24 protein-coding genes are annotated in these 25705 nt (G+C 71.9%); 11 read left to right on the forward strand and 13 right to left on the reverse strand.

Annotated features, from left to right (window positions below):
• Positions 1 to 2 precede the first annotated feature (2 nt).
• Together FB382_RS00445 and FB382_RS00450 are read right to left on the reverse strand one after the other, a co-directional pair.
• Entirely contained in the window at positions 3 to 620 is a 618-nt protein-coding gene (locus FB382_RS00445; RefSeq protein WP_125037429.1) for a DUF47 domain-containing protein, read from the reverse strand.
• 90 nt (positions 621 to 710) lie between these two features.
• A complete protein-coding gene (locus tag FB382_RS00450) occupies positions 711 to 2897 on the reverse strand; it encodes an RNA degradosome polyphosphate kinase (protein ID WP_182535831.1) in 2187 nt (728 codons plus the stop codon).
• Here FB382_RS00450 and FB382_RS00455 point away from each other — a divergent pair.
• Both FB382_RS00455 and FB382_RS00460 read left to right on the forward strand, forming a co-directional pair.
• Complete coding sequence (locus FB382_RS00455; RefSeq protein WP_246377067.1) at positions 2896 to 4290, forward strand: PAS domain S-box protein; 1395 nt, start codon at positions 2896 to 2898, stop codon at positions 4288 to 4290. The two genes, FB382_RS00450 and FB382_RS00455, sit on opposite strands and share 2 nt — an antisense overlap.
• 26 nt (positions 4291 to 4316) lie before the next feature.
• A complete protein-coding gene (locus FB382_RS00460) occupies positions 4317 to 5357 on the forward strand; it encodes an alpha/beta hydrolase (RefSeq protein ID WP_343055430.1) in 1041 nt (346 codons plus the stop codon).
• A 12-nt stretch (positions 5358 to 5369) separates the two neighbouring features.
• Here the strand turns inward: FB382_RS00460 and FB382_RS00465 are convergent, their stop codons facing one another.
• The 5 genes from FB382_RS00465 to FB382_RS00485 all read right to left on the reverse strand — a co-directional run bounded on the left by FB382_RS00465 (position 5370) and on the right by FB382_RS00485 (position 14367).
• Positions 5370 to 6356 (reverse strand): hypothetical protein, encoded by a 987-nt coding sequence (locus tag FB382_RS00465; protein WP_182535835.1) that lies wholly within the window; start codon positions 6354 to 6356, stop codon positions 5370 to 5372.
• Positions 6357 to 6368: 12 nt separating this feature from the next.
• Positions 6369 to 8015 (reverse strand): hypothetical protein, encoded by a 1647-nt coding sequence (locus FB382_RS00470; RefSeq protein WP_182535837.1) that lies wholly within the window; start codon positions 8013 to 8015, stop codon positions 6369 to 6371.
• Positions 8016 to 8216: 201 nt separating this feature from the next.
• The gene (locus FB382_RS00475) at positions 8217 to 9224 is read right to left on the reverse strand and encodes a hypothetical protein (RefSeq protein ID WP_182535839.1); all 1008 of its coding nucleotides are present in this window, start codon (positions 9222 to 9224) and stop codon (positions 8217 to 8219) included.
• Positions 9225 to 9406: 182 nt separating this feature from the next.
• Complete coding sequence (locus FB382_RS00480; protein WP_182535841.1) at positions 9407 to 11734, reverse strand: cutinase family protein; 2328 nt, start codon at positions 11732 to 11734, stop codon at positions 9407 to 9409.
• A gap of 140 nt (positions 11735 to 11874) precedes the next feature.
• Positions 11875 to 14367, reverse strand: coding sequence for a coiled-coil domain-containing protein (locus FB382_RS00485; protein WP_182535843.1), 2493 nt, complete (start codon positions 14365 to 14367; stop codon positions 11875 to 11877).
• A gap of 64 nt (positions 14368 to 14431) precedes the next feature.
• Between FB382_RS00485 and FB382_RS00490 the strand changes: the two genes are divergently transcribed.
• Complete coding sequence (locus FB382_RS00490; RefSeq protein ID WP_182535845.1) at positions 14432 to 15109, forward strand: GDSL-type esterase/lipase family protein; 678 nt, start codon at positions 14432 to 14434, stop codon at positions 15107 to 15109.
• A gap of 193 nt (positions 15110 to 15302) precedes the next feature.
• Here the strand turns inward: FB382_RS00490 and FB382_RS00495 are convergent, their stop codons facing one another.
• Complete coding sequence (locus tag FB382_RS00495) at positions 15303 to 15665, reverse strand: DsrE family protein (protein WP_182535847.1); 363 nt, start codon at positions 15663 to 15665, stop codon at positions 15303 to 15305.
• Between the two features lie 49 nt (positions 15666 to 15714).
• On the opposite strand from FB382_RS00495, the gene FB382_RS00500 reads away from it, so the two are divergent.
• Genes FB382_RS00500 through ygfZ form a run of 3 tightly spaced genes read left to right on the forward strand, consistent with a single transcriptional unit; the run spans position 15715 to position 17571 of the window.
• Entirely contained in the window at positions 15715 to 16209 is a 495-nt protein-coding gene (locus tag FB382_RS00500) for a heme-binding beta-barrel domain-containing protein (RefSeq protein ID WP_182535849.1), read from the forward strand.
• 5 nt (positions 16210 to 16214) lie between these two features.
• A complete protein-coding gene (locus FB382_RS00505; RefSeq protein WP_182535851.1) occupies positions 16215 to 16649 on the forward strand; it encodes a transcriptional repressor in 435 nt (144 codons plus the stop codon).
• Positions 16630 to 17571, forward strand: coding sequence for a CAF17-like 4Fe-4S cluster assembly/insertion protein YgfZ (gene ygfZ, locus FB382_RS00510; RefSeq protein WP_182535853.1), 942 nt, complete (start codon positions 16630 to 16632; stop codon positions 17569 to 17571). The genes FB382_RS00505 and ygfZ overlap by 20 nt, the downstream gene beginning before the upstream one ends.
• A gap of 318 nt (positions 17572 to 17889) precedes the next feature.
• On the opposite strand, the gene mshD is transcribed toward ygfZ, so the two are convergent.
• Complete coding sequence (mshD, locus tag FB382_RS00515) at positions 17890 to 18708, reverse strand: mycothiol synthase (RefSeq protein ID WP_182535855.1); 819 nt, start codon at positions 18706 to 18708, stop codon at positions 17890 to 17892.
• A 227-nt stretch (positions 18709 to 18935) separates the two neighbouring features.
• Here mshD and FB382_RS22450 point away from each other — a divergent pair, with 227 nt between their 5' ends.
• Positions 18936 to 19064: a hypothetical protein gene (locus FB382_RS22450; protein ID WP_260430819.1), complete on the forward strand. Its 129-nt coding sequence runs from the start codon at positions 18936 to 18938 to the stop codon at positions 19062 to 19064.
• Between the two features lie 94 nt (positions 19065 to 19158).
• Here FB382_RS22450 and dtd read toward each other — a convergent pair whose 3' ends face one another.
• Positions 19159 to 19584 (reverse strand): D-aminoacyl-tRNA deacylase, encoded by a 426-nt coding sequence (gene dtd / locus FB382_RS00520; RefSeq protein WP_182535857.1) that lies wholly within the window; start codon positions 19582 to 19584, stop codon positions 19159 to 19161.
• A gap of 69 nt (positions 19585 to 19653) precedes the next feature.
• On the opposite strand from dtd, the gene FB382_RS00525 reads away from it, so the two are divergent.
• Positions 19654 to 20490 carry a 3-keto-5-aminohexanoate cleavage protein gene (locus FB382_RS00525; RefSeq protein WP_182535859.1) on the forward strand — a complete coding sequence of 279 codons (837 nt, stop codon included), beginning with the start codon at positions 19654 to 19656 and terminating at the stop codon, positions 20488 to 20490.
• Positions 20491 to 20511: 21 nt separating this feature from the next.
• Here the strand turns inward: FB382_RS00525 and FB382_RS00530 are convergent, their stop codons facing one another.
• Positions 20512 to 21804 carry an ATP-binding protein gene (locus FB382_RS00530; RefSeq protein ID WP_343055432.1) on the reverse strand — a complete coding sequence of 431 codons (1293 nt, stop codon included), beginning with the start codon at positions 21802 to 21804 and terminating at the stop codon, positions 20512 to 20514.
• A 95-nt stretch (positions 21805 to 21899) separates the two neighbouring features.
• Positions 21900 to 22637: a response regulator transcription factor gene (locus tag FB382_RS00535; protein WP_125037446.1), complete on the reverse strand. Its 738-nt coding sequence runs from the start codon at positions 22635 to 22637 to the stop codon at positions 21900 to 21902.
• Positions 22638 to 22732: 95 nt separating this feature from the next.
• Here FB382_RS00535 and FB382_RS00540 point away from each other — a divergent pair, with 95 nt between their 5' ends.
• The gene (locus tag FB382_RS00540; protein WP_125037447.1) at positions 22733 to 23026 is read left to right on the forward strand and encodes a MoaD/ThiS family protein; all 294 of its coding nucleotides are present in this window, start codon (positions 22733 to 22735) and stop codon (positions 23024 to 23026) included.
• 186 nt (positions 23027 to 23212) lie between these two features.
• Positions 23213 to 24466, forward strand: coding sequence for an acyltransferase family protein (locus FB382_RS00545; protein WP_182535861.1), 1254 nt, complete (start codon positions 23213 to 23215; stop codon positions 24464 to 24466).
• A gap of 137 nt (positions 24467 to 24603) precedes the next feature.
• On the opposite strand, the gene FB382_RS00550 is transcribed toward FB382_RS00545, so the two are convergent.
• Entirely contained in the window at positions 24604 to 24912 is a 309-nt protein-coding gene (locus FB382_RS00550; protein ID WP_182535863.1) for a hypothetical protein, read from the reverse strand.
• A 486-nt stretch (positions 24913 to 25398) separates the two neighbouring features.
• Between FB382_RS00550 and FB382_RS00555 the strand changes: the two genes are divergently transcribed.
• The gene (locus tag FB382_RS00555) at positions 25399 to 25704 is read left to right on the forward strand and encodes a DUF4333 domain-containing protein (protein ID WP_182535865.1); all 306 of its coding nucleotides are present in this window, start codon (positions 25399 to 25401) and stop codon (positions 25702 to 25704) included.
• The last annotated feature ends 1 nt before the right edge of the window (position 25705 follow it).

Consider the following 25705-nt stretch of genomic DNA (forward strand, 5'->3'; position numbering starts at 1 on the left):
GCTCAGGACTCCTTGACGGCGATCTGCTCCACCGTGTTGGCGACCTTCTCGAACGCGTCGATGGCGCCCTCGAGCGACTCGACGATGTCCTTGAGCTTCAGCACCTCCATCGCCTTGAACTCCCCGGAGAAGAGGTTGGCGAGGGTACGGCGGTGGTTCTTGTCGCCGGCGTTCTCGAGGCGGTTGATCTCGATCCAGTACTCGTCCATCGACTGCATCGACTGCAGCTGCGGCATGGCCGCGGCGGTGATGTCGGCGCAGCGCTGGATGACCTCGACCTGCGCGGAGAGCTCGGCCGGGAGGACCTTCACCTCGTAGAGCAGGATCATGTCGACGACCTCGTCCATGAGGTCCATGACGTCGTCGAGGCCGGACGCGAGGTGGTAGATGTCCTCGCGGTCGAACGGCGTGACGAAGGTGGTGTTCACGCGCCGGACGATCGCGTGCATCGTCTCGTCGGCCTGGTGCTCGGCCTCCCGCATGCGGCGGGCGACGTCCTCGCGGTCGGAGGAGTCGCTGAGCATCTCAGCGAGCAGCTCGGCACCCACGACGAGGTGACGAGCTGATTCGGTGAAGAGGTCGTAGAAGGTGGTGTCGACCGGACGGAATCGCAAACCCACGGAAAACTCCTGGTGAGGAGAAGCAGAACGGCCATCATGCTAGGGGGTCGCGAGCGCGCACACGCAACCCTCGCCGGTGTGAGGCCGCGCTCAGCTCCCGTTGGCCAGCTCCCGGGCGGCCTGGCTGCGCCACTTGCGCTGGTGTTCGATCAGCGCCTCCTGCAGGTGTACGGCGCCCCCGTTGCGGACCCATTCCCCGTCGGGACCGAGCAGCCACGCGCTCGTGTCGGGCGAGAAGGACAGGTCGAGCAGCCGTGCGATGGCCCGCAGGTTGTCCTCGCCGGGCAGCCGCACCAGCACCTCGACCCGCCGGTCGAGGTTGCGGTGCATCATGTCCGCCGACCCGATCCACGCCGAGGGCTCGCCGCCGTTCTCGAACCAGAACACCCGGCTGTGCTCGAGGAACCGGCCCAGGACCGAGCGCACCTCGATGTTCTCCGACAGCCCCAGCACCCCGGGTCGCAGCGAGCAGATGCCCCGCACGATCAGCTGCACTCTCACCCCCGCCTGCGAGGCGAGGTAGAGGGCGTCGATGACGGCCTCGTCGACGACGGAGTTGGCCTTGATCCGGATCCCCGCCGCGCGGCCGGCCTCGTGGTGCTGGATCTCGCGGTGGATCTGGTCGACCAGCCCGGTGCGCACGGAGTCCGGCGCGACCAGCAGCTCCTGGTAGGAGGCGTTCCGCGACCACCCGGAGAGGTTGTTGAACAGGTGGGCGATGTCGTCGGTGATCTTCGCGTCGGTGGTGAGCAGCCCGAGGTCCTCGTAGAGCCGCGCGGTCTTGGAGTTGTAGTTGCCGGTGCCGATGTGGGCGTAGCGGCGGATGCCGTCGGGCTCGTCGCGCACCACCAGCGCGAGCTTGCAGTGGGTCTTCAGCCCGACCAGGCCGTAGACGACGTGGCAGCCGGCCTGCTCGAGCTTGCGCGCCCAGCGGATGTTGGCCTGCTCGTCGAAGCGCGCCTTGATCTCCACGATCACCAGCACCTGCTTGCCGGACTCGGCCGCGTCGACGAGGGCGTCGATGATCGGGCTGTCACCGGAGGTGCGGTAGAGCGTCTGCTTGATCGCCAGGACGTGCGGGTCGGCCGCGGCCTGCTCGATGAACCGCTGCACCGACGTCGCGAACGAGTCGTAGGGGTGGTGCAGCAGCACGTCGCGGCGGCGCGTGGACTTGAAGATGTCGACCGGTGCGGCGGACTCGACCTCCGCCAGCCGGGAGTGGGTGGTCGGCACGAACGCGGGGTACTTCAGCTCCTCGCGGTCCAGGTCGGCGATGTCGTGCAGACCGCGCAGGTCCAGCAGCCCCGGCACTCGGAACACCTCGTCGGCGGTCACGCCGAGCTCGGAGATCAGCAGGTCGAGCACCTGCGGCGAGATCGTCTCCTCGACCTCGAGCCGCACCGGCGGGCCGAAGCGGCGCCGCAGCAGCTCCTTCTCCAGGGCGGCGAGGAGGTTCTCGGCGTCGTCCTCCTCGACCTCGAGGTCCTCGTTGCGGGTGACCCGGAAGCTGTGGACGTCGCCCACCTCCATGCCCGGGAACAGCCGCTTGAGGTGCTCGCGGATGACGTCCTCGAGCGGCACGAACCGCTGGTTGCCGAGCGGCACGAAGCGGGCGAAGATCGGCGGGACCTTCACCCGGGCGAAGTGCTCCTTCTCCGTCTTCGGGTTGCGTACGACGACGGCCATGTTGAGCGAGAGCCCCGAGATGTAGGGGAACGGGTGCGCCGGGTCGACGGCCAGTGGCGTCAGCACCGGGAAGACGCGGTCGCGGAAGAGCCGCTTGCAGTACTTCTGCTCCTCGCGGTCCAGCTCGTCCCACCGAGCCAGCTCGATGCCCTCGGCGGTCAGCTCCGGCACGATCACCTCGCGGAAGAGCAGGGCGTGCCGCTCCATCAGGTCGCGGGTGGTGGTCCAGATCTGTTCGAGCACCTCGCGGGGCAGCAGGCCCGACGCGGCGCGTACGGCGACGCCGGCCGCGATCCGGCGCTTGAGGCCGGCCACGCGCACCATGAAGAACTCGTCGAGGTTGTTGCTGAAGATCGCGAGGTAGCGGACCCGCTCGAGCAGCGGCAGGGTCGGATCCTCCGCAAGCTCCAGCACACGCTGGTTGAAGTGCAGCCAGGACAGCTCACGGTCGAGGAAGCGGTCGTCGTACTTCTGGACGGCCTCGAGGGACTCGTCGTCGGGGACGTAGGGCGGCTCGACGTCGAAGGTCTCGTCCGTGGCGTGGTCGTCGGGCGGGGTCACGACGGGGCTCGGCACGGTCTCCGGAGTCATGGGTCCAGTGTGGCATCGGGAGGTGAACACGCGGGGTGGCTGTCGGAGGGGTCCCGGATGCTGTACAAAACGGAGTGTGGGCAACGGTGGGGTGGGGGTTCGTCGTGTCCTCGAGCCGCACCCCTCGAGCGTGCGCGAGGCACGGCAGTACGTCCGCGACGTGCTGCGGGCGGCCGGTCGCGAGGACCTCGTGGAGACCGCCGAGCTGCTCGTGAGCGAGCTGGTCACCAACGCGCTGGTGCACGTCGGGTCCGGCCTGGAGATCGCCGCCTGGGTCGAGGGTGACGTGCTGCGGGTCGAGGTGGGCGACGCGAGCCCGCACGCGCCCCTGCCCCGACACCACCCGGTCACCGCAGGCACCGGCCGCGGCCTGCGCCTCGTCTCCTCGATGGTCGACCGGTGGGGCACCACCCCGCGCGGCGTCGGCAAGGTGGTCTGGTTCGAGCTGGAGAACGGCGACCACGAGCCGGACCTCGGCGACTGGGACGTCGCCGACCTCGAGGACGACCAGTCAGGTCGGGTGGTCGCGCCGGGCGGCTCGCTGCCGCGTCCCCTCGACGTCGAGCTGCTCAACGTGCCGCTCCTGCTGCACACCGTGTGGCAGCAGCACGCCGACGCGCTGCTCCGCGAGCTGCTGCTGATCCGCATCGGCGCCGGCTCCAACACCGACGAGCTGTGGGCGCACGCGCTCGCCAGTGAGGCGATGTCGTTCCTCCAGGAGAACCTCCCGACCCCGAACGTCGGTGAGGACGCCGACGAGCTGATGGTCAGCGCTGTCGAGCCGTTCGTCTCCAGCGACCGCGAGGTGTTGCACGTCCCGGCCGAGATCGTCGACCACTTCCGGGTGCTCGACGAGACGCTCGAGGCCGCCGTGGGGATGGCCGAGGCGGGCTTCCTGCTCACCCCGCCGACCCAGCCCGAGGTCCAGGCGTTCCGCCACTGGATCTGTGGGGAGATCCAGCGTCAGGCGATCGGCGAGGCGCCGATCCCGTGGTCCGACGTCCCGACCTCGGCGCCCGCACCCGCGGCCCGTATCCCGCTGGGCTGGACCTCCGACGAGGTCAGCGGCTCCGCGCTGGCGGTGATGGCCGCCGACGACACCAACCGGTTGATCGCGGCCAGCCCGTCGGCGCTCGAGCTGCTGGGGTACGCCGGACCCGAGGAGCTGGTCGGCCGCCGGCTCGTGACGATCATCCCGGCCCGTTTCCGCCAGGCCCACGTCGCCGGCTTCACGCTCCACCTCGCCAACGGCCGGGCCCCGCTGCTCGACCGCTGGGTCACGGTCCCGGTGCTGCGCAAGGACGGCTCGGAGATCGACGTACGCCTGCTGGTGGCGGCCGAGATGCTGCCGGCCGGCCGGCGCGTGTTCGTGGCGAGACTCGAGCCCGCCTGAGCCCTACTCGCGGGTAGATTTGCCGCGTGGCCATCCAGGAGAAGCTCACCGCCGTCAACCACCGCGTCCAGGGTCCCCTGCTGAGGGCGACCCTCGGCCTGCCGGAGCGGGTCCAGCGGGTTCTGGCCGGCCGGCCCGTGGTCCGGGACGGGCAGACCCTGGCCACCGACACCCAGCTGGCGCTCCGGCTGCAGAAGCTGGCCGGCGAGAGCGGCGCCGAGACGCTGCCGCTGGCCGAGGGCCGGGCCGCAACGGTCCGGCACGCGAGCGCGGCCGGGGGCAGCCAGCGCATCGGCGCGGTCCGCGACGTCCCGGTCGGCGACCGGCCGGGCCGCCTGTACGTCCCCACGGACGCGCCGACGCCCGGGCCGCTGCTGGTCTTCTTCCACGGCGGTGGGTTCGTCTTCGGCGACCTCGACTCCCACGACGCGGGCTGCCGGTTCCTGGCCGAGCGCAGCGGCTGCCGCATCCTCGCCGTCGACTACCGGCTCGCGCCGGAGTCGCCCTTCCCGGCCGCGCACGACGACGCGATCGACGCCTACCGCTGGGCGGTCAAGAACGCGGCCGGCCTCGGCGCCGACCCCGACCGCCTCGCCGTGGGCGGCGACTCGGCCGGCGGCAACCTGGCCGCGTCGGTGGCGATCGAGGCCCGGCGCGAGGGGCTGCCGCTGGCCTTCCAGCTGCTGATCTACCCGGCGACCGACATGGTCCGCGACACCGAGTCGGCGCGGCTGTTCTCCGAGGGCTTCTACCTCACCAAGGCCTACATGGACCTCGCCAACGACGCGTACGTCGGCGAGACGTCACTGACCGAGCCGCGGCTGTCGATGGCGTACGCCGACCTCGACCCTGGCCTCGCGCCCGCCTACGTCGTGACCGCCGGCTTCGACCCGCTGCGCGACGAGGGCGAGGCCTACGCCCGCAAGCTGGCCGACGCGGGCGTGAGCGTGGAGCTCAAGCGGTTCCCCGACCAGATCCACGGCTTCTTCAACATCGTCGGCGTCGGCCGGACGTCGCGGGCGTGCATGGGGGAGGTCGCGGCCAAGCTCAAGGCCGCGCTGGCCTGAGCGCCCGCCGGGTCAGTGGCGCACCCCGCGCCACTGGGCCATCGGACGGAACTCCCCGAACCGGGCGAGGGCCGCGCTGGCCACTCCGGGGTCGCTGCCATACGCGGTCACGCCCCAACGTTGCCCGTCGACCATCGAAGCGGCCTTGTAACCGAGTCCGAGACAGCCGTGGCTGCCCACGTACGTCGGCGACCAGGTGGCCAGGGTCGCGCCGCCGCTGGGGCGTCGCTCGGGTGGTCCGAGGTGCAGGTAGTCCGACATCGCTGCCGCCGCTGAGGTGAACTGGGACCAGTTCATGCACACCTTGCTCCCGGCCATGTCGAAGGTGCACTGGCGGTGCAGCACGCGCTGGCCCAGCGGAATGTCGACACAGGTCGCGCCGGCTGCCTCGAGGCGGGGCCCGCGGTCGAGGAAGACCCAGTTGAGGCCGGCGAGCGACGCTGTCGTGGTGGCCGCGGCGTAGGGCGAACCGCACGCCTCGAGTCTCGCTGTCGACGTGCCGTCCCAGCACCGGAACCGAGGCGGCGGGGGAGTGGTCGAGGCAGGCGGCGCCGATGCTTCCGAGGCCGACGCCGTGTCGGAGCTCGCCTGCGACGTGGGCTCGGCAGGAGCGATGGACGTCGTGTCGCCTGCGGGCGCGCTGGCGCTGGCGGAGGTGGCAGAGCGATGGTGCAGCAGAGCGGCTGCGCCACCGGCCCCGGCCAGCACGACCAGCAGGGCCACCGCGACCACCACCGCCGTGCGGCCGGCCCCGCGTGAAGCGGAGCCCGGCACGAACGGCGGCGGCCGGTCGCCGGCCAGCGAGGGAGCCCCGGAGGGTGTTCCACAGCGCGTGCAGAACATCGTCCCGGAGGACGGCGCTCCACAGCCGGAGCACGGGCTCTCGCCCACCGGCGGGTCGGGCCGCGGCGTCACGTCACGCGGTGTGCCGCAGGAGGTACAGAACGGCAGGTCCGCGACGGAGTTGCCGCAGCGGCTGCAGGCGAGCGAGCTGGTCATCGTCAAACCCACTCAGGCCCGCGGACCGTGGTCCGTCGTCGCTGGCGGGTACGGAGGCGGCGTCGCCGGCGCACCTGAAGGCTGCCCGTACATCGACGGCGCCTCGCCGCGGGTGGGCGGAACGTACGGCTGTCGGGCCGTGTGGGGCGCCTGCGGGCCGGGGTACTCCTGGGCGCTGGCCGCGAACGCCGTGGCGCGCTGGCGCAGTTGCTGGGTGGTGAGCGCCCCGAAGACCAGCGCGACCAGCAGGGCGATCACGGCGCCGTACATCGTGATCAGCACTGTCGTGGACGCGAAGCCCACCGGCCCCAGGGTCCCCGAGGCCGTCACCGTCGCGCGGCCGCTCTCGTAGAAGAGGAAGCCCAGGTCTCCGTGCAGCGACACATTGCCGTGACCGGCCGCCAGGTGGGCGAGCATCGGCGCGGTCACGAGCAGGGTGGCCACCCAGGCCGCCAGCGCCGAGACCAGATAGACAGGGCTCACCGCCGACGTGGGCTGCGGGGTGAAGTGGCCGGGGTACTGGTCGGCGTACTGCTGGTGGGCGAGCGCCGTCTCGCGGATGCGTCGGGCACGGCGGATCGCGACCGTGGCGCCGAGTGCGAGCCACAGCGGGGTGACGACGACGGCGATCCAGAGGCCGGGCTCGCCCCAGGTGCTGGTGAACCAGTGCAGGCCGTGGCTGACGTCGTAGCTGTCGGACGGATGACGACCGCCCCAGCTGGCGTGGTAGCTGCCGCTGACGCCGAGCTTGCCCATGGTTCCCAGGGAGACGAGAGCCAGTCCGGCGTTGCCGAGATAGGTCACGGCACTGGCGACGAGGCTCATCCACTCGTCGGTGTTGAGTGTCGAGGTGTCGGTGTACTGGCTGTCGCCGACGAGCAGGATCGCGAGAACGCCGATGAGGCCTGCGACGGGGAGGGCGATCGTCATGGCCGCGAAGCCGGCCAGGGGCGGTGCCACCCAGTCGTGCAGCCGGCTCACCCGCGCGGGGAGCCAGTCCTTGCGCATCACGACGGAGGCAGCGAGCACGACCGTGACGGTCACGAAGGTCATGATGAAGGCGCTGAGGGCGGAGGCGCCCCACGTCACGCGGAAGAATTCATCGGCGAAGTCGCCGGCCCAGGAGGGGCCGAGGTCGCCGTTGTCCGACCGGAACACGATCGAGAAGGCCGTCACGGGCAACGCAGCGACCAGTCCGGTGCGCGCGGCGTCCGTGAGTGCCTGGAGGGCGCTGGTGTTGCGCCGGTTGATGCGTCGCCAGACGAGGACGGCCACCGTCAGCGTCATGATCGTCACGGTCAGCGGCCACGCGCCGATCGTGACGCTTCCGTGGGCACGCTTCATCTCGGAGGTCGCGAGCGCGTCGGCCCCGAAGCTGTTGGCCAGCAGCGTCGCAATCACGGTCAGGGTGTTGTCCAGGCCGAAGTCCTTCGGCTTCCACACCAGAGTGAGGATCGTGGACAGCACTCCTGCCGTGCCGACCGTGGCGGCGGCAACGAGGATGGCGCCGGCCCAGTTGCCACGCAGGAGGAAACCGACGGCGCGGCCCAGCGTGGCGGCCGGGTCTCCCGGGCTGGCCACGGGCTCCGTGGGGGTCGTCGTCGGCGTCGTGGCCGGCTGTGGCTGCGCGGCCCACTGGGGTGCGGGCGGCGTCATCATCGGGCGCACCCGGGTCGTGTCCCCCTCGGGCGCGGGCGCGGGCGCGGAGGGAGGAGGCGGCGCCACGGCGGTGGCGACGGTGGGAGAGGGCGCGCCCGCCACCGGAGCCGCACAGCCGGAGCAGAAGCGCTGGCCCTCGAAGACTTGGGTGCCGCAATGGCCGCAGTAACTCACAGGAGACCTCTCAGAATGGGTGACGGGTCAGGCGCGGTGCCGGGTGGCGCCGTCCGGGTTGCCGTAGCGGACGAGTCGCTTGGCGAAGCACTGGGAAGGAGGGATGCGGCGAACGCTGCACCAGCCGTTGGGCTGGTTCGGCCGGGTGTAGGGGACGCCCGCGATGACGACCCAGTAGCCGCGCAGCGTGTAGGAGCCCCAGTCGCTGCTGTTGAGCAGGCGGACGTTGGGGAAGCGCAGGCGCAGGCTGAGGAACTGCTGGTAGATGTCGGCCAGGGAGTAGGCGTGAGCGTCGTGGTGGTCGTACGTCCCGGACCTCTTGGAGGAGAGCTGGGGGACCCACGCCCCCTCGAGCAGGGACACGCTCGGGTCGTCGACCCTCGCCTGACGACGGAGAGCCGCGAGCGCGGTCTCCTCCCGGCTGCGGCCCGCTGCGGGGGCCGGCGCGGAGGCCTCGACGGTGCGACGGACCGCGCCGGTGACATCGCCGGCCGGGACCGGGGTGCCCGTCATGCCGTCGCCGGCTTCGCAGGCCACGACGACGGTCCCGTCGGCAATGGCTGCTGCGAGGGCGTCCGGTGACGCCCACGCCGTGCCGCGGCCGAAGCGCGCCACGACCTCGGACGCCGGATCCCCGAAGCCGGGACTCAGGACAGGCTGGTCGGTCAGGTCGAAGCTGCCCGACGCGAGCTCGGCGCCGGTCGCGTCGCTCAGGACCACGTGGAAGGCCCGGGATTCGATCCACTCGCCCGTGGGGCACACCGGATGGAGCTCGAGAGTCACCTGGACGGCCGTGTCGTGCGCGACCGCCCGGGTGGGCACGACGTCGAGCAGCTTCCCGCACGACGTGACGAACGACGTGGTCGCAGCATCGCCAGGCGCGGCCGCCCCGGACGGACCGGCGTCCGCGGCAGCGTCCGTCGTGGCCGTCGGGTCTTCGCCGGCCGTTCCCGTTGCGTGGGCTCGCGTGTCACCGGCCGGGACGTAGTGCGCGACCCAGCCGGCCAGGATCGCGACCATCAGGGCCACGCTCACGGCCGCCACGCGACGCCCTGTTCCGCGGCTGGTGTGGCCGCTGCGTGGTGCGGAGGCAGGCGGCTGGGCCACCACCGGGTTCGGAGTCGGACGGGGAACCGTGACCACGGCGGACCCGCATCGGCCGCAGAACCGTCCGGGCGGCTGGAGCGGTGCGGCACAGGAGGTGCAGTAGGCGGCGATCACGGCACCTCCATCTGGGGACCCACCAAAGGGCGGCCTCGGCGCGGGAGCCACAGCAGCAGGACGAGGGCGATCGCGAAGCCGCCGCCGGCCGAGCTCCAGACAAGAGGGCGGGCGTACCACGCCGGCAGGGCCGTCAACGGGGCGAGCCGGGCGCTCACGCTCGGCCCGTAGTTGCCATCGGCGTCCATCGGGGTGACCGTGACGCGCCACGGATCCTTCTGGAAGAGCACCTCGTCGTGCGTTTCGCGCGCGCTGCCGGGCAGGACGTCGACGGGGTCCCCGTCGACGCTGACGACCCAGCGCTCGGGCTCGGCCGCGCCGCTGCTCCAGCTGACCGCGAGCCTGACGTGGTCGTCGGCGATCCTCGCGTCGGCGGTCATCGACGTGGCGCCCGGCACGCGGGGAACGAGGCCCGGCACCGGCGTCTCGTCGACCAGGACTGCAGCGGACGCGTTGCTTCCTCGGCCCTGGTCGTCCACGACGAGGACCTGCATGAGGCCGGAGTAGCCGGGCGGGTAGGTGTGGTCGACGGTGGGCGACGTCGTCACGTCGTCGGTGGTGCCGTCACCGTCGAAGTCCCAGCGGAACTCCCGGATGCTCCCGACCACGGCACTCGACGCCGATGCGTCGAAGTGGATGCTGCGGCCGGCGGCCGCGACGTACGTGCCGTTGGTGAGCAGGGCGGTGGGGCGATCCGCGATGGTGTCGAGGGCGGTCCCGAGCGCCTCCTCCGTGCGGCCGTCGTGGTTGAGGATGACCTGCCCCGAGGTACGCCGGGCGAGCTCGAAGTAGCCTCGCCCGCCGTCGACGACAGGGAAGATGTTGATCGGGTCGATCTGGAGCGAGCGACGCTCGACCTGCGCGATCGTCTCTCCGCCGGTCAGGTCCGGCTCGTGGAAATCGGCGTCGGTCAGGATCACCGCTGCCTTGGAGGCGCCGTACTGCCAACTCAGCTGGTTCATCCCGGTCATGAGGGCGTGGAGCAGCCCCTCCGGGTCGTCGCCGCCGCCGTCGGCATAGAGCGTGGACAGGCCGTCCTGGAACTGCGCCATGTCCGAGGTGAAGGGAGTCACGATCTCGACCGGGGTCGTGTCGACGGAGTCGCGGTACTGCACCAGGGCGACGCGGCCGTCCAGGGCCACGATCCGGCCGGCCTGGTTCTCGGCAAACCTGCGCGCGGCGTCGATGTCGTCGGACATGGAACCGGTGGTGTCGATGAAGAAGGCGACGTCTCGCCCGGCGAGGCCGGGCGCGGATTCGGCCTCGCCCGGCGGGTGCAGCACCAGGTTCCGCACGCCCAGACGCCAGACGACCCGGTCCGCCATGCAGGTGATGGCCGACTCGTCCGAGATCGTCTCATCGCCGACCGCACACGAGACGGGGTGGCGGACGAAGTCGCGGTAGGCGGAGCTGTGGATGGGAATCCCGCGCGAGGAATCGGAAGGGATGGTCCCTTGTCCGCAGACGAGGTCACCGGCGATGCAGAACGAGTCGGTGATGCCCGCCAGGGTTCGCGGCACCCCGCGGAAGATGCCCTTCAGCCCTCGTGTCTGGGCGAGACGCTTGTCGACGTCCGAGTAGGACTCCGCGTCCTGGGGGTCGTGGTTGGGGTCGGCGATCAGTGCAACAGCGGCGATCTGTCCTGCGATCTTGGCCGAGGGGGCGAGGAAGGCCCTGGTGACAGCGGTGCCGACCGTCTGGGTGACGATCCTGCCGCGCAGGTACGACGTGACCACATCCGCGCCCTGGGAGTAGCCGGCGAGGACGTAGCGCGTACGGGTTCCACACAGTTCCCACTGACGCTCGAGGTCGTGGTGGAGTTGGCGGACCCCTGACGAGACCGAAGCCCCGTACCCGCCGATCAGCCACAGCGGCGCCTCCTTGATCGTCGCCGGGATGGCGCGGTAGCGAACCGGGCTCCAGCTCAGGCGAACCTGGCCGCCCACGCGCTCGTGGATCTTCTCGACGAGGTCGTAGAGGAAGGGTGTCCGGGTCGGCACGGTCGGCTTGCCCTCGCTGGTGAGGTCCAACAGGTCCCCGGCGTCGATGCTCGACCCTCCGGTGTCGGGGTCCACCGGGTCGAAGGCGTCCCACGTGTCGGCGTAGCTGCCCGGGTCGTCGAGGCCGTCAGCATCCCCGGGTTGCGGGGCCTCGCCCGACCCGCGAACGACGTAGACGATGACCTGCGCACAGGAGGTGTCCGTGGCCGTACCGGAGGTCCCGACGGTCGGGGTCGTGGCGGCGACGCCCGCCGGCGTCAGGCCGAGGGTGCCGAGCATGAGCGCGACCAGCGTGGCGGCACGGAGCCACAACGTCGCGGACACGCGTCGACGGCAGGCATCGCGGCACCCAGAACCACGCACTGAAACCCCCGTTTCCCCGTGCAAACGTTGGGAGGTTAAGGGGTCGGCGAGAGGCGTGGGGGCAGAACGTCAGATTTCGAGGCCCGCGCCGAACGGGATCGTCAGAGACCGGGGCGCCACGACCGCAGCGCCTCGGTGAACGCCACCGAGTCGACCATCCGCGCGTCGACGCTGACGGGCGCGAGGTTGCGGCGCAGGAACTCGACCTTCCACTCCTTCTCGCCCGGCGCACCGGCCATCGCGAGCTCGGTCCGGTCGTTGCGGAGGTCGAAGCGGTGGTGGTGGCCGCCGTCGACGATGTCGACGAGGCCGCGGTCGATCCGCACGTGCGAGGTCGGCGGCCGTGCGATCCAGGCGCCGACCAGCAGCACGAAGACGAGCACGGCGGCGGGCCAGGCCAGCCAGCCGGGCATCGCGCCGATCGTCGACAGGGCGCTGAGCAGGGCGAGCACCACTGCGCCGCCCACGAGGACGCTCGAGGTGAGCAGCACCCCGCGCGGCGGGCCGAAGGTGATCACCTCGGTGCCCTCGCCCGGCGTCACGACCGCGGCGGCGCCCGAGGCGTGCCGGCCGGCGTCGGGGAGCAGGTCGAGGTCGGGCGCCGGACCGGGCGGGGTCGAGTCGATGTCGGCGTGGTCGGCGGGGAGCGGTGGCAGCACCACGGGCTGGGGCCGCTGCCACCAGCGCCGGCGCAGCGTCATCTCGTCCATGAGCAGCGTGCGGGTCTCGGCGAGCGCGGCGGCCAGGTCGCGGGCGCGCTCCTCGGCGATCGCCCGCTCGCGCATCGCCTCCTCGGCGACCTCGGCCTGACGGCGTACGGCGGCCTCGACGGCACTGCGCTCGTAGGCCCGCTCGGCCACGGCCTCCTCGGCCTCGGCGCGTGCCCTGGCCTGCTCGGCGGCGGCGTGCTCGGCGGCGGCCCGGGCGTTCTGGGCGGCGGTGAGCTCCTGGAGCGCCTCGGCGAGCCGGGCCTCGGCGGAGTGCCGCTCGCCGGCGGCCTGGCCGGCCAGCTTGGCGTGCTCGCGGGCGTCGAACTCGGCGGCCTCGCGGCGCTGCTGCGCCTCGGCGGCCGACTCCTCGGCGACCCGTCGGGCCTCGGCGTGCTCGGCGGCGGCCCGGTCGGCGGTGACCCGTCCGGCGTGCGCCTGGCGGGCCTGCTCGGCGAGCTCCTCGGCGGCGCGCTGGGCGGCGGCCTGGGCGGTCGCAGCGGCGTCGGCAACGGTGACGGCCTCGCGGGCGGCGTCCTCGGCGGCGGTGCGGTCGAGGTGGGCCTGCTCGGCCAGCGCGGCCTGGGCGCGGCTGGCGTCCTCGGCGGCGGTGCGGGCCTCGTGGGCGGCGATCGCGGCCTCGGCGTGCTCGAGGGCGGTGAGCTCGGCGGCCTCGCGGGCCGCGGCCTGGGTGGCGGCGGCCTGCTCGGCGGCGGTGCGGGCCTCGTGGGCAGCGCGGGCGGCCTCGGCGTGCTCCTGGGTGGTGCGGTCGGCGGCCTCGCGGGCCTCGTGGGCGACCCGGGCGGCGTCGGCGAGCTCGGCGGCGGCCCGATGGGCGGCCTCCTCGGCGGCTGCGGCCTGGCCGGCGGCGGCGGCGTGCTCGTGGGCGGCGGACTCCGCCGCGGTGCGCTCCTGGTGGGCCTGCCGCGCGAGGTCCGCGTGCTGGCGGGCCAGCTCCTCGGCCGACGTACGCGCCTCGGCGGCGGCCAGGGCGATGTCGGTGTGCTGCTGGACCTTCTCCTCGGCGCGGGCACGGGCGGCGGCCTGCTCGGCGGCGATGCCCTCGGCCGCGGCGCGGGCCTCGGCCTGGTCGGCGGCGGCCTGCTCGGCCGCCTCGCGGGCCTCGATGGCGCGACGCCACGCGGCTTCGTACTCCGCGGCGGCGAGCCCGGCCGCGTCGGCCAGCTCCTGGGCGCGGGCCTCGGCGGCGAGCCGGTCGTCGTGGGCGGCCTGGGCGGCCTCGGCCTGCTCGGTGGCGGCGCGCTCGGCGGCCTTGCGGTTGGCGTGGGCCTGGGCGGCCTGCTCGGCGGCTTCGCGGGCGGCCTGCTCGGCGAACGTGCGGCCGGTGTGGGCGGTGTCGGCGAGGACGGCCTGGGCCTCGGCGGCCTCTTCGGCGGCCTTGCGCTGGGCGGCCTGGTAGGCAGCGGCCTCCTCGGCGGCGACCCGGTAGGCCTCCGACGACGTGGCGGCCTCGGTCTGCTTGAGGGCGGCGGCCTCGGCGTCCTGCCGGCGCAGGGTGGCGTCGCCGGCGGCCTGCTCGGCGCGGGCGAGCTCGGCGGCGTGCTTGGCGGCAGCCTGCTCGGCCTCGGTCCGGGCCCGGTGGGCCTGCTCGGCGAGGGCGGCGTGCTCGTGCGCCGCGCGGTCGGCCTGCTCGCGGGCGGCCGCGGCCCGGGCGGCGGACTCCTCGGCGACGAGGCGCTCGGCGGCCTGCTCGGCGGCGGCGAGCTCGGCAGCCTGCCGGAGCTTGGTGGCGCGATCGGCGGCCGCGACGGCCTCGGCGGCGCGCTTGTGGGCCTGCTCGGGGGACTCGGCGACCTGGACGTCGGGGCGCCGACGCCAGCGTCGGCCCGAGGCGTCGTCGGGGGGAGTGGAGGCAGCCGCGTTCATGTCGGGTCCGAGCGTAATGGGTGTCCGCCGTACCACGGCATCTTCCGGGTGGTTGTGTGACGACGTGCATTCTCGTACGTCGAACCGCGCCACGCTGGTCACCCTGGCCACAGCCGTGGCGGTCGTCGTCGTGGGCGTGCTGGCGGCGGTCACGTGGTGGCCGGGAGGGACGGACGACGAGCAGGAGGGGCCCGTGGAGACGGTGTTCATGGGGGACTCGATCACGTGGGCGGACTCGACGTCGGTGACCGGGACGCCCGGCGAGGGGTCGTGGGTGCGCTGGGCAGTGAGCGGCCCGCGGTCGCCGTGGCGGTTCGAGGCGGACGTTGCCGTGCCCGGCCAGACCCTGGGCGAGATGGAGGAGCGCTTCGAGCGCGACGTGCTCGCCCGCCGGCCGGAGGCCGTGGTGATCATGGGCGGCACCAACGACGTGCTCCGTCAGCTGCCGCTGGAGGTGTCGGTGGAGAGCCTGCGGCGGATGGCCGAGGCCGCGCGGGACGCCGGCGCCCGGGTGTGGATCATCGGGCCGCCGCCGATCGGTGCGGTCTGGGGCCGGTCGGTCGCGCCGCTGGCCGCGGCCGCCGAGCAGGTCGCTGCGGACACGGGAGCGACGTACGTGCCGGTGGCGGGGCTGACCGGGCCGACCGGGGAGTGGCTCGAGGGGCTGTCGTGGGACGGCGTGCACCCGACCGAGGCTGGCGCGCGGGCGCTGGCCGACGCGATCCTGTCGGCCCTGGACTGATCGCGACCGACCGCCGCAGGGGTGGGGCCCGAGATCCCCGCGGTGCCGGAGGAGCATCCCCCCACGGGGCTCCCTGGCGCCTGTCCCTGCGTCTGGGCCCGGCCTCCGGACGTTGCCTCCGGGGCGGGCTGAGTGAGACTAGACCGATTCGCGGTCGACGGGAAGATCTTCGGCGGGACGGGATGGGGCCGGACTAGTACACCAACGCCTGCGCGTCCGGCCGGAGGATCTCCTCCGCGAACACCGCGGCCCCGGCGACCCGCACCCCCTCCAGGACGTCGTCGGGCCCGATGCCGCGGCGGCCGGCGCACTGGGTGCAGACGGTGAGCGTCCCCGTCTGCAGGACGACGTCGCGGAGCTCGGCGAGCGGGGTGGCCAGCGGGAGCGCGAAGGCCTCGGCGCGGCCCGGGACCCCCAGCCAGGCCGCCTCGCCGGTGAGCCAGAGGGAGACCTCGGCGCCGGCGGCCGCGGCGGTCGCGGCGACGGTGAACGCCTGGTTGCAGCGCTCGGCGTCCTCGTCGCCGCAGGTGACCTTGATGACGAGGGGACGGGGCATGGGCCCACCCTAGGCATCCCCAGGCCCGAACGTCCCTAGACTGGCGGGCATGCCTTTCGAGCTTCCCGAGAACCTGCACCCCGACTGCGGACCTGCGGCCTGGCTGCTCGGCACCTGGCGGGGCAACGGGCACGGCGACTACCCGACGATCGAGCCCTACCAGTTCAGCCAGGAGCTCATCTTCACCCACGACGGGCGGCCGTTCTTCCACTACATGGCGCGCGCGTGGATCATCGACGAGGCCGGCGAGAAGGTCCGTGACGGCGCGATCGAGACCGGCTTCCTGCGCTGCCGCCCCGAGGGCAAGGTGGAGCTGCTGCTGACCCACAACACCGGTTTCGTGGAGATCTACTACGGCACGGCCGAGGGCGGGAAGCTCGACCTGACCACCGACGCGGTGGTCCGCACCGAGACCGCCAAGGAGTACGTCGCCGGCAAGCGCCTCTACGGCAACGTCGAGGGCGACCTGCTCTACGCCTACGACATGGCCGCCATGGGCGAGGCCCTCCAGCCGCACACCTGGGCTCGTCTGCAGCGAGGCTGATCGTCGTGGCCGAGGAGGACTTCCGCGACAAGCTCCGGGGGAGCGGCAAGCGGCTGACCCCGCAGCGCGAGCTGATCCTGCGCGCGGTCAACGAGCTCGGCCACGCCACCCCCGACGAGGTGCTGGCGCGGGTGCGCGAGGACTCCGCGGCGGTCAACGTCTCCACCGTCTACCGGACGCTGGAGGTGCTCGAGGAGCTCGGCCTGGTCCGGCACGCGCACCTGTCCGACCGCGCTCCGACGTACCACTCGGTCACCGACCACGAGCACTTCCACCTCGTCTGCCGGAATTGCCACCGCGTCGTCTCGGTTGGACCAGATGTGATCGCGCCGTTCCTGGAGCGGCTCCGCGCGGACCACGGGTTCGTCGCGGACGTCGGTCACCTGACCGTGTTCGGCCATTGCGAGGAGTGCACCACTGATGCCCAGCCCCCTGCTTGACCTGCCCGGCGCCGTTGCGGCCGAGGGCATCGACGCGGGCGTGGCCGCGCACTACGGCTCGCTCTACGGCGAGCAGCACACCCTCGAGCGCGGCGAGGGGTTCGTCGACCTCTCCCACCGCGACGTGCTCCGCATCGCCGGCCCCGACCGGCTGACCTGGCTGCACTCGCTGACCTCGCAGCACCTCTCGTCGCTGGCTCCCGACACCTGGACCGGCGCGCTGATCCTGTCGCCGCAGGGCCACGTCGAGCACGCGTTCTTCGGGTACGACGACGGCGAGTCGTTCCTCGCGCACACCGAGCCCGGCGCGGCCGCGGTGCTCATCGCGTTCCTCGAGCGGATGAAGTTCATGATGCGCGTCGAGGTCACCGACGAGACCCCCGCGCTGGCCGTGATGTGGCGCCCATCGGCCCCGCACACCTACGAGTTCGTGCCGCGCGAGTCGCTGGCGTCGTACGCCGCGGCGGCCGGTCCGGCCTGCGGCTTCTGGGCCTTCGAGGCGCTGCGGATCGCGCGCGGCGAGCCGCGCCTGGGCCTGGACACCGACCACCGCACGATCCCCAACGAGGCCGGCTGGATCCCGTCGGCGGTGCACCTCGACAAGGGCTGTTACCGCGGTCAGGAGACCGTCGCGCGGGTGCACACGCTGGGCCGGCCGCCGCGGCGGCTGACGCTGCTGCACCTCGACGGGTCGGAGAACCGGCTGCCGGTGCGCGGCTCCGAGGTGCTGCTGGGGGAGAAGGCGGTCGGCTTCGTCGGCACCTCCGCCCGGCACCACGAGCTCGGCCCGATCGCGCTGGCGATGCTCAAGCGCAACGTCGACGTGGCCGCGCAGCTGTCGGTCGACGGGCTGCCGGCCGGCCAGGAGGTCCTGGTCGATCCCGACGTGGGCCTGCACGTGCGCCCCAACCTCCGCGGCTGACACCTTCTGGATCAGCAGCGGCGACCGGTGGACGTCCACCGCAGTGGACGCCCACCGGCCTCGCAGGTAACCGTGCTGGCGGGGTTCGCCCAGCGGGTTGCCTGGAATCCGTCAGCGCGTGTGCCCACACAGACAAGACACACGTCCCGACGTCGCGTCCCCGGTGATCGGCCGGTCACGCTCGAGGTATCGCCCGACACTGCGTCGCACGTTCGGTCCCTCCCCTGACGGGCCCCGGACTTGCGACTCCGGGTTGTCCCGGATCCGCCCGGTCTGGGGACTCATGAGCGAGTCCGTTGGTACCTCGTGGGGTTGATGTTAAAGGGCGCGGCGGTACATCACATGGGTGTCGCTCGCAGAATGACCAAAACCCAGGCGGCTGTAGACCGCGATCGCGGGGGCGTTGTCGGACTCGACGTAGAGGATCACCTCGGTCGCGCCCCGCTGCTTCAGGTGGTGCAGGCCGGCCAGCGTGAGCACCTTGCCGAGCCCGCCGCCCTGCGCGGCCGGGTCGATGCCCACGACGTACACCTCGCCGAAGGCGTCCGGGTGGTGCTTGGTCCAGTGCAGCCCGAGCAGCGTGTGGTCATTGCCCTGCCTGGTGGCGAGGAGGAGGCCCTCGGGGTCGAACCACGGCTGTGCCATCCGCTGCGCGAGGTTGGCCCGGTCCATCGCGCCCTGCTCGGGGTGGTCGACGAACGCCGCCGCGTTGACGCGCACCACCTCGTCCTCGTCGCCGGGACGGAAGCCGCGGATCTCGATACCGTCGGGGACGTCCATCTCCGGCAGGGGGCCGGTCAGGTCGCGGCGCATCACCCACAGCGCGCGGACGTTCTCGAAGCCGTGGCTTCGGGCCAGCCGCGCCGCGGCCGGGTGGTCGGTGTGGGACCAGGCGCTGAGCGCTGTCGTGGTGTCCGCCAGTACGTCGTCGAGCAGGGCCGTGCCGATGCGGTGGTTGCGGTGGTCCGGGTGGACGACCAGGGTCAGCTCGTCGCCGATCACCAGCGCGAACCCGCCGTCCCGCGTCCACGTCCGGACTCGCTCCGGGTGGTGGGCCAGCGTCAGGAGCGTCGCCTCATCGAGGGGCGACGTACCGTCTGCGGCTTCGGCGGCCGACGCGATCTCCGTGACGTGCACGCGCCCACCCTAGAAGGCATCTGCGTCGCGGCTGACCTGTCAGGGCCCTGCCAACGAGCTGCGAGTGGTCTGGACGTTCCCGACATCGGCGACCCGGTGGCCGATGCGATCGCGTTACGCACCCATGAAGTTTGCGAGGAATCCCTTCCGTTGCTGGGATTCGCTGGCAGGCTTGCGCCGTCTCGGGACACAACGGGGAGTTCTGTCACCACGCTTGGGGGAAAGCTGTGTCCAGCCGTCGCAGGAGCGCCAATCCGGTCGTCGAGCACCGACGCCGCACGATGGTGTTCAACGCTCTGATCGCGCTCATGGCCGTGATCACCGCCTACCTGGTGTTCCGCGCGCTGACCATGTGACGCCGTGCCCCGTCGGGGGCGTAGTCCCCACCGCAGTTGTCGCGGAATCGACCGATCGACAGCAACTGCGTTGGGGACGATCCCGCGGAGGGCGCTACCGCTCCAGGATCAGGGTGATCGGCCCGTCGTTGACCGACGCGACCTGCATGTCCGCCCCGAAGACGCCACGCTCGACCCGCGCACCGAGCTCCACGAGGGCCGAGCACACCGCGTCGTACGCCGGCTCGCTCACCGGGCCGGGCGCCGCGGCCTGCCAGGTGGGACGCCGGCCCTTGCGGGCGTCGCCGTACAGCGTGAACTGGCTGACCACCAGCACCGGCGCCCCCACGTCGGAGGCGGACTGCTCCTCGCGCAGCAGGCGGGTCTCCCAGATCTTGCGCGCCATCCAGGCGATCTCCGCCGCGCCGTCGTCGTGCGTGACGCCGAGGTAGACGAGCAGCCCCGGCTCCTCGAACGCGCCGACGATCTTCCCGTCGACCGTCACCGATGCCGCAAGAACTCGCTGGACCACCGCTCGCAACGCAAAGACCTCCCGTGAAAAGGGCTCGGTGGTCGAGCCTGCCGAGACCCACTCTGGCAGGATGCCCGCGTGACCGCCGTGCCCGCCGACCGCATCCTGATCACCGTCGCCCCCACGGGCGCCGAGACCGCCAAGGCCGACTGCCCGCAGCTGCCGACCACGCTCGAGGAGCTGGTCGCCACCGCGCAGGAGTGCCAGGCCGCGGGCGCCGCGATGATCCACGTGCACATCCGCGACGACGACCACCGCCCCACGCTCGACCTCGGCCGGCTCACCGCGACCGTCGAGGCGCTGCATGAGGCCACCGACCTGGTCGTCCAGCTCTCCACCGGCGGCTCGGTCCACGACCCGCTCGAGGACCGCCTCAAGGTGCTCGACGCCAAGCCCGACTCGTGCAGCCTGACGATGGGCACCACCAACTTCGGCGACGACGTCTTCTCCAACCCGTGGCCGTTCGTGTGCGAGCTCTACCAGCTCAGCCAGGAGCGCGAGGTGGTGCCGGAGTTCGAGCTGTTCGACCTCGGGCAGGTGCACGCGCTGCGGCGACTGATCGACCGCTACGGCCTGCCGTACGGCGGCCGCGTGCACTGCGACCTCGTCATGGGCGTGCCGGGCGGCATGGACGGCACCGCCGACTCGCTGGTCGCGGCCGTCGCCTCGATGCCGCCCGAGGTGACCTCCTGGTCGGCCACCGGCATCGGCCGCTCCACCCTCGCCGTGGCGCTCGCCGCGCTCTCCAAGGGCGGCCACCTGCGCGTCGGCATGGAGGACGTGCTGACCATCAGCCGCGGCCTGCCCGTCGAGAGCAACGCCCAGCTCGTCGAGCGGGCCGTGGCGCTGGCCGCGCTCGCCCAGCGCACCCCCGCGACCCCCGCCGAGGCGCGGGCGATGCTGGGACTGGCCTGACTGCGCTGGTCACCCTCCCGGTCAGGGGCCGAGCAGGGAGGCGGGGACGACGGCGATGCCGTCGGTGCGTCGGTAGGCGTGTGTCCCCGTGTTGACGAGGACGGCGTCGCGGAGGTCGTCGCCCAGGATTGCCGCCAGCCAGTTCAGGTGGGTCAGATCGTCCTCGTGAACCGTTGCGGAGAGCTTGACCTCGAGCGCGACCACGCCTCCGTCGCTGCCGGCCACGATGAAGTCGATCTCGTGCTCTCCACGGTGGGTGCGGAGGTGACGGACCTCCGCCTCGGCTGCCTGGGCGTACACCCGCAGGTTCAGGGCCACCAGGCCCTCGAACAGGGCGCCGAGGAGCGTTCCCCCACGGGCGATTCGTGGGCCGACGGCGTCGCCGGCGAGAAGCTTGTCGGCCGTGACGTTCAGGAGACGCGCGGCCAGTGCCGGATCGGCCAGCTGGTGCTTCTCGGTGGACGCGAGCTCCTTGAACCTGTTGCTGGTGGGGAGCCAGGCGGGCACCGGGTCGAGGAGCCACAGCCGGGTGAGGACATCGCGCCACGGGAGGGTCGTGCTCTTGGCGGGCTTGTTGCCCACTCCCGGTGTCGCGGCGTCGCGGATCGCCTCGTAGCTCGCGGTGGTGGACGTGGCGGCGGCGTAGGCACGCAGCCATGCGCGCAGCGTGTCCGGGTGTCTCAACGTCATCCCCTGCTCGGGGAACTCTCGATCGATGACGCGCTGAAGATAGCCGTCGAGCTGGGCACGCAGCGCTCGTGCCGGCAGTCCGCGAAGCCCGGGGAAGCCCCCCGCGAGGATCTCGTCCACGTAGTCGCCCAGTCCGATGTCCGTGCTTCCGGAGACGGCGGGACGATCGCCCGTGAGGAGCTCGGCCAGGCTCACCTCCGGCGGCATCCCGCGTTCGGCGAGGGACAGGGGTCGCATCCTGACGGGCACGATGCGGGCGGCCCCGGTGTGCGTGGGCGCTCCGGTCGGTGATGCGGAGCCGGTCAGGAGAAAGCGTGCGGGAGTGGGGCCGTCGTCCACGGCTCGGCGCACCAGGTCCCAGCTCGACGGGTAGTGCTGCCACTCATCGATCAGGATGGGCTCGGCGCCGGTCAGGAGCCGTCCGGGGTCGGCCTGGATGAGCTGCAGCTCCGTGGGTGCGTCCAGACGGTGGGTCGAGCCCGCTCTGACCTGTGCCGTTGCCGTCTTCCCGACGCCCTTGGGCCCCTCGAGGCTGACCGCCGACAGACCGGACAACAGCTCGTCCAGCTCGTCGTCGACGATGCGACGTGTGTAGCCGTGCAGGGGGCGCAGGGGGCGGCTCACGACGCGAACGCTACCATTTCGGGATCCTCTACACTCCCGATTCGGGAAGATCCACGGTCCCGTTTCGTCCCCCTGGTCGCCGTCCCCGGTCGAGCTCAGGCGTCGAGCTCGGCCCGTGCCGGCGTGGCGGCGTCGGCCTTGGCCGCGGCCTCCTTGGCCGGCAGCACGAACCGGTAGCCGACGTTGCGGACCGTCCCGATCAGGGTCTCGTTCTCGGGGCCGAGCTTGGCGCGGAGGCGACGTACGTGCACGTCGACGGTGCGGGTGCCGCCGAAGTAGTCGTAGCCCCACACCTCCTGCAGCAGCTGCTGGCGGCTGAAGACGCGGCCGGGGTGCTGGGCGAGGAACTTGAGGAGCTCGAACTCCTTGAACGTCAGGTCCAGCGGCCGGCCGCCGATCTTGGCGGTGTACGTCGCCTCGTCGACGACGACCTCACCCGACCGGATCACGTGCGACTCGGGGTCGTCGGCGTCGCGGCGGGCGTTGAGCCGGCCGATGGCGAGCTTGATCCGGGCCTCGAGCTCGGCGGGGCCGCAGGTGTGCAGCACGACGTCGTCCATGCCCCAGTCGTGGGTGACGACGGCCAGGCCGCCCTCGGTGACGATGAGGAGGACGGGGACGTCGGTGCCGGTGGTGCGGATCAGGCGGCACAGGTCGCGCGCGTGGGCGAGCTCCTGGCGGCCGTCGACCAGCAGCAGGTCGGACTCGGGGGCCTCGAGCAGCGCGCTGCCCTCGGACGGGAGGATCTTGACCTGGTGGCCCAGGAGCGCCAGACCGGGAAGCACCTCGGCGGACGGCTGGAGGGCGCTCGTGAGAAGCAGCAGGGTGCTCACAGGTGGGTCTCCTCCCGGTGACGGGCGGGGACCGAAACGCAGCGCTGGGCCTCGGTCTGGTCGTTGATCGGCAAGAATACCGAAACATGAGCGTCATGAGCGGCAGTTCGAGCGTGGATGAGACGCAGGCCATCCGCGTGCGCTACTGGGCCTCGGCCAAGTCGGCCGCCGGCGTCGACGCCGACCACCTGCCCGTCGACGGGCCGATCTCGCTCTCCGAGGTGCTCACCCGGGTCGTCGCGCTGCACCCCGGGACCCGCCTGGCCGACGTGCTCCAGGTCTGCTCGGCGCTGCTCGGCGACCGGCCCGTCACCGCCGAGGACCCCGCCGAGGTGATGGTCCCGCCGGGCTCGTCGGTGGAGTTCCTGCCGCCGTTCGCGGGCGGCTGACCGCCCGCGTCCTGCGACGGCTCTCAGCGGTCCAGGCATTCGCCGAGACCTGTACCGGACGTCCAGACCGATTGGGCATCTCAGGGGCTGACTTCGCGCCAAGTCTTCTGACCTCTGAACCGACGGAATGCGGCGCTCACGTGAATAACCCAACGCGCCAGCAACGAAGGACGTAGCGTCGCGCGCGTGCTGCGGGAAGACGAGACGGTCGCGACGACGCCAACTGAGGAGTTGATTCCCAGTCCGTCATGGGGAGATCGCCTCGAAGGCATCGAGGGGTTGCGGGGCCTCGCGGCCGTGAGCGTGCTGATCACCCACGTGAGGGAACTCATGCACCCCGACGCCGTGGGAGTCATCTTCACGCTGGCGGACCGCGGTCGCCACGGCCTGACGCTGTTCTTCGTCCTGTCGGGCTTTCTCCTCTGGAGACCTTTTGCAGCCGCGCTCCTGGTCGGCAAGCGCCCGCCGTCGGGCGCGCGGTTCCTCCGCAACAGGGGGTTGAGGATCTTCCCCGCCTACCTCGTGGTCTTGCTCCTAGCCAGCCTGGTCCTCGGAGCTGTGCAACTCTCGAGCCTGCAGTTCGACGGGCGGGATACGACGACGGCAAGCACGATGGGGGTGACCGACACCCTCGTGTCGCTCACCTTCCTCCAGACGCTCATCCCTCAATTCACCCTCACGGGCATCCAACCCGCGTGGTCTCTGACCACCGAGCTGACGTTCTACCTGCTTCTTCCCGTCATGTTCATGGCGGCCGCCACCCTCGCCAAGAGGCTCCCGCGGTTAACGGCCGCTCTGGTGCCAGCGGGCCTGCTCGTCGCTATAGGGCTGACCGGGAAGACCTGGATGGTGATGGCGGCTCCGGACGACGCGAGCAAACCTGCTGTCAGGTTCGCCTTCGCCTGGGGTCACGAGTGGTCGGCCGTGGTGTGCCGCTCGATCCTCGTGCACGGTGATCTGTTTGGCTACGGGATGGCCGCCGCAGTGGTGTACGTGATGCTCGAGAACGGGAGGTGGGTCGTGCATCGTCGGGCCCTTGCCTTGGCGCTGGCCGCGGGGATCGTCGTGGCATGTGTCGTGATCGCGGTGTTGGCGCTGGTTCCCAGGTACTTCACTGACTCGGTGATGGGCGTGGGGTGCTGCGTGCTCCTGTTGGCCGTGCTGTTGCGACGTAGCGCTGGGCGCCCGAGCGCCGTAGCCGCGGCCCTGGAGTCTGTGCCGCTCCGGTTCGTCGGACTGGTCTCGTACAGCGTCTACCTCTGGCACTTGCCGGTTATCTCGTGGCTCCAGAAGCACGGGTGGCAGGCTCACGGCGGGACGGCCGCGTTCGCCCTGAACGTCGCCCTGCTCCTCGGATTGGTGCTCCCATTGGCGACCGTGACCTACCTCATCGTGGAGCGCCCCGCGCTTCAAATGAAGGCCAGAGTCCGCCAGGGGTAGCGCTCCCGTCGGAGGAGGTGCTTGGCCGAGTTGTTGCGCCACCACCGCGAACTGCAAGAACTTGCCGTGACGCGGGGCCGGCTTCGAAGGGTCGGGTTCATGGATGGTCGGCGCATACTCTGGACCGTCTGGCGCGATCAGATCAAGGGCAGCCGCCTCGAACCGACGAGGAGATCACCGTGCACGCGGCGCTGCTCGATGCCACGATCCCCACCCGCCTCCGCCCCGCGCCTATCAAGATCGATGTCGGGGGCGCCGAGCTCGAAGTGATCCAAGGAGTCCGCCGGGTGCTGCGCGAGCACCGGCCGCTTGGGTCCTTCGAGCACGGCTACGGCAGCACCGACCGATCGGCCACCCTGTTCGACGAGCTGACCACCCTGGGCTACCGGGTGAGCACCCACGGGCGTCCCAATGGAGACGCCTGCGGACTGGCTCGTCGCGGTCACCCGCAACGCCGACTGGAACCTTGTCGCGACCCCCGCCTGAGCGTCATGCGCCGTGGTTGTCGATCACGACCAGGACCACAGGGTAGGACCGACGTCGTTGAAGACGCCGGCGTTGGTCCCAGTGAGCGGGCTGCGGTCGGTGTAGGTGAACTGCATGACGCCCTTGTAGCGGGCTGTCAGCACGGACCCGCGACTGCACCAGCGCCGAACAGGAAGTGGGCGCTGGTGCTGGTTGCGCAGAGCACGACTCCACCATCGAGCGCGCCGCCGCCCTGGTAGGTGGTCGCATTGACGTGCACGACGGAGGAACGAGTCGACCAAGTCTGGGACCTCGCCGGACCCGGGCGATGTGCCTCTGTTCGTCAGGCGAGCTCCAGATGCCTGACTGGTCCACTGCCCATTTCGCCTCACGTCGCAGCGCCGGCGTGGTCGGATGCATCCGCACTGGCACTCTGCCCGGTGCCCACCCGACCCGAAGGGCTGCCGATGCGCAGGTTCGCCGCCGTCCCCCTCCTCCTCGCCTTGGCCGGGGCGAGCCTGACCGGCTGCTCGTCGACCAAGTCGGTCCCCCAGGCAGACGTCGAGGACCAGATCAGCACGCAGCTCGCCGCCCAGGTCGGACAGGAGCCCGACGACGTCAGCTGCCCGGGTGACCTCGAGGCCACCAAGGACACGTCGATGACGTGCACGCTGACCGTCGGCGAGGACGAGTACGACGTGGGCGTCACCGTCACCGAGGTCAAGGACGGCACCGCCAAGTTCGACATCGAGGTCGCCGACGGCCCGAGCTGAC

The sequence above is a fragment of the Nocardioides ginsengisegetis genome, assembly GCF_014138045.1.
In the GTDB taxonomy this organism is placed as follows: Bacteria; Actinomycetota; Actinomycetes; order Propionibacteriales; family Nocardioidaceae; genus Nocardioides; species Nocardioides ginsengisegetis.

Bases quoted from the DNA above. Each gene is read 5' to 3' on its own strand.
- FB382_RS00455 (WP_246377067.1), top strand. From the start codon at position 2,896: ATGGGTCCAGTGTGGCATCGGGAGGTGAACACGCGGGGTGGCTGTCGG.
- FB382_RS00450 (WP_182535831.1), bottom strand. From the start codon at position 2,897: ATGACTCCGGAGACCGTGCCGAGCCCCGTCGTGACCCCGCCCGACGAC.
- FB382_RS00465 (WP_182535835.1), bottom strand. From the start codon at position 6,356: ATGACCAGCTCGCTCGCCTGCAGCCGCTGCGGCAACTCCGTCGCGGAC.
- FB382_RS00470 (WP_182535837.1), bottom strand. From the start codon at position 8,015: ATGATGACGCCGCCCGCACCCCAGTGGGCCGCGCAGCCACAGCCGGCC.
- FB382_RS00485 (WP_182535843.1), bottom strand. From the start codon at position 14,367: ATGAACGCGGCTGCCTCCACTCCCCCCGACGACGCCTCGGGCCGACGC.
- FB382_RS00495 (WP_182535847.1), bottom strand. From the start codon at position 15,665: ATGCCCCGTCCCCTCGTCATCAAGGTCACCTGCGGCGACGAGGACGCC.
- FB382_RS00500 (WP_182535849.1), top strand. From the start codon at position 15,715: ATGCCTTTCGAGCTTCCCGAGAACCTGCACCCCGACTGCGGACCTGCG.
- ygfZ (WP_182535853.1), top strand. From the start codon at position 16,630: ATGCCCAGCCCCCTGCTTGACCTGCCCGGCGCCGTTGCGGCCGAGGGC.
- FB382_RS00540 (WP_125037447.1), top strand. From the start codon at position 22,733: ATGAGCGGCAGTTCGAGCGTGGATGAGACGCAGGCCATCCGCGTGCGC.
- FB382_RS00555 (WP_182535865.1), top strand. From the start codon at position 25,399: ATGCGCAGGTTCGCCGCCGTCCCCCTCCTCCTCGCCTTGGCCGGGGCG.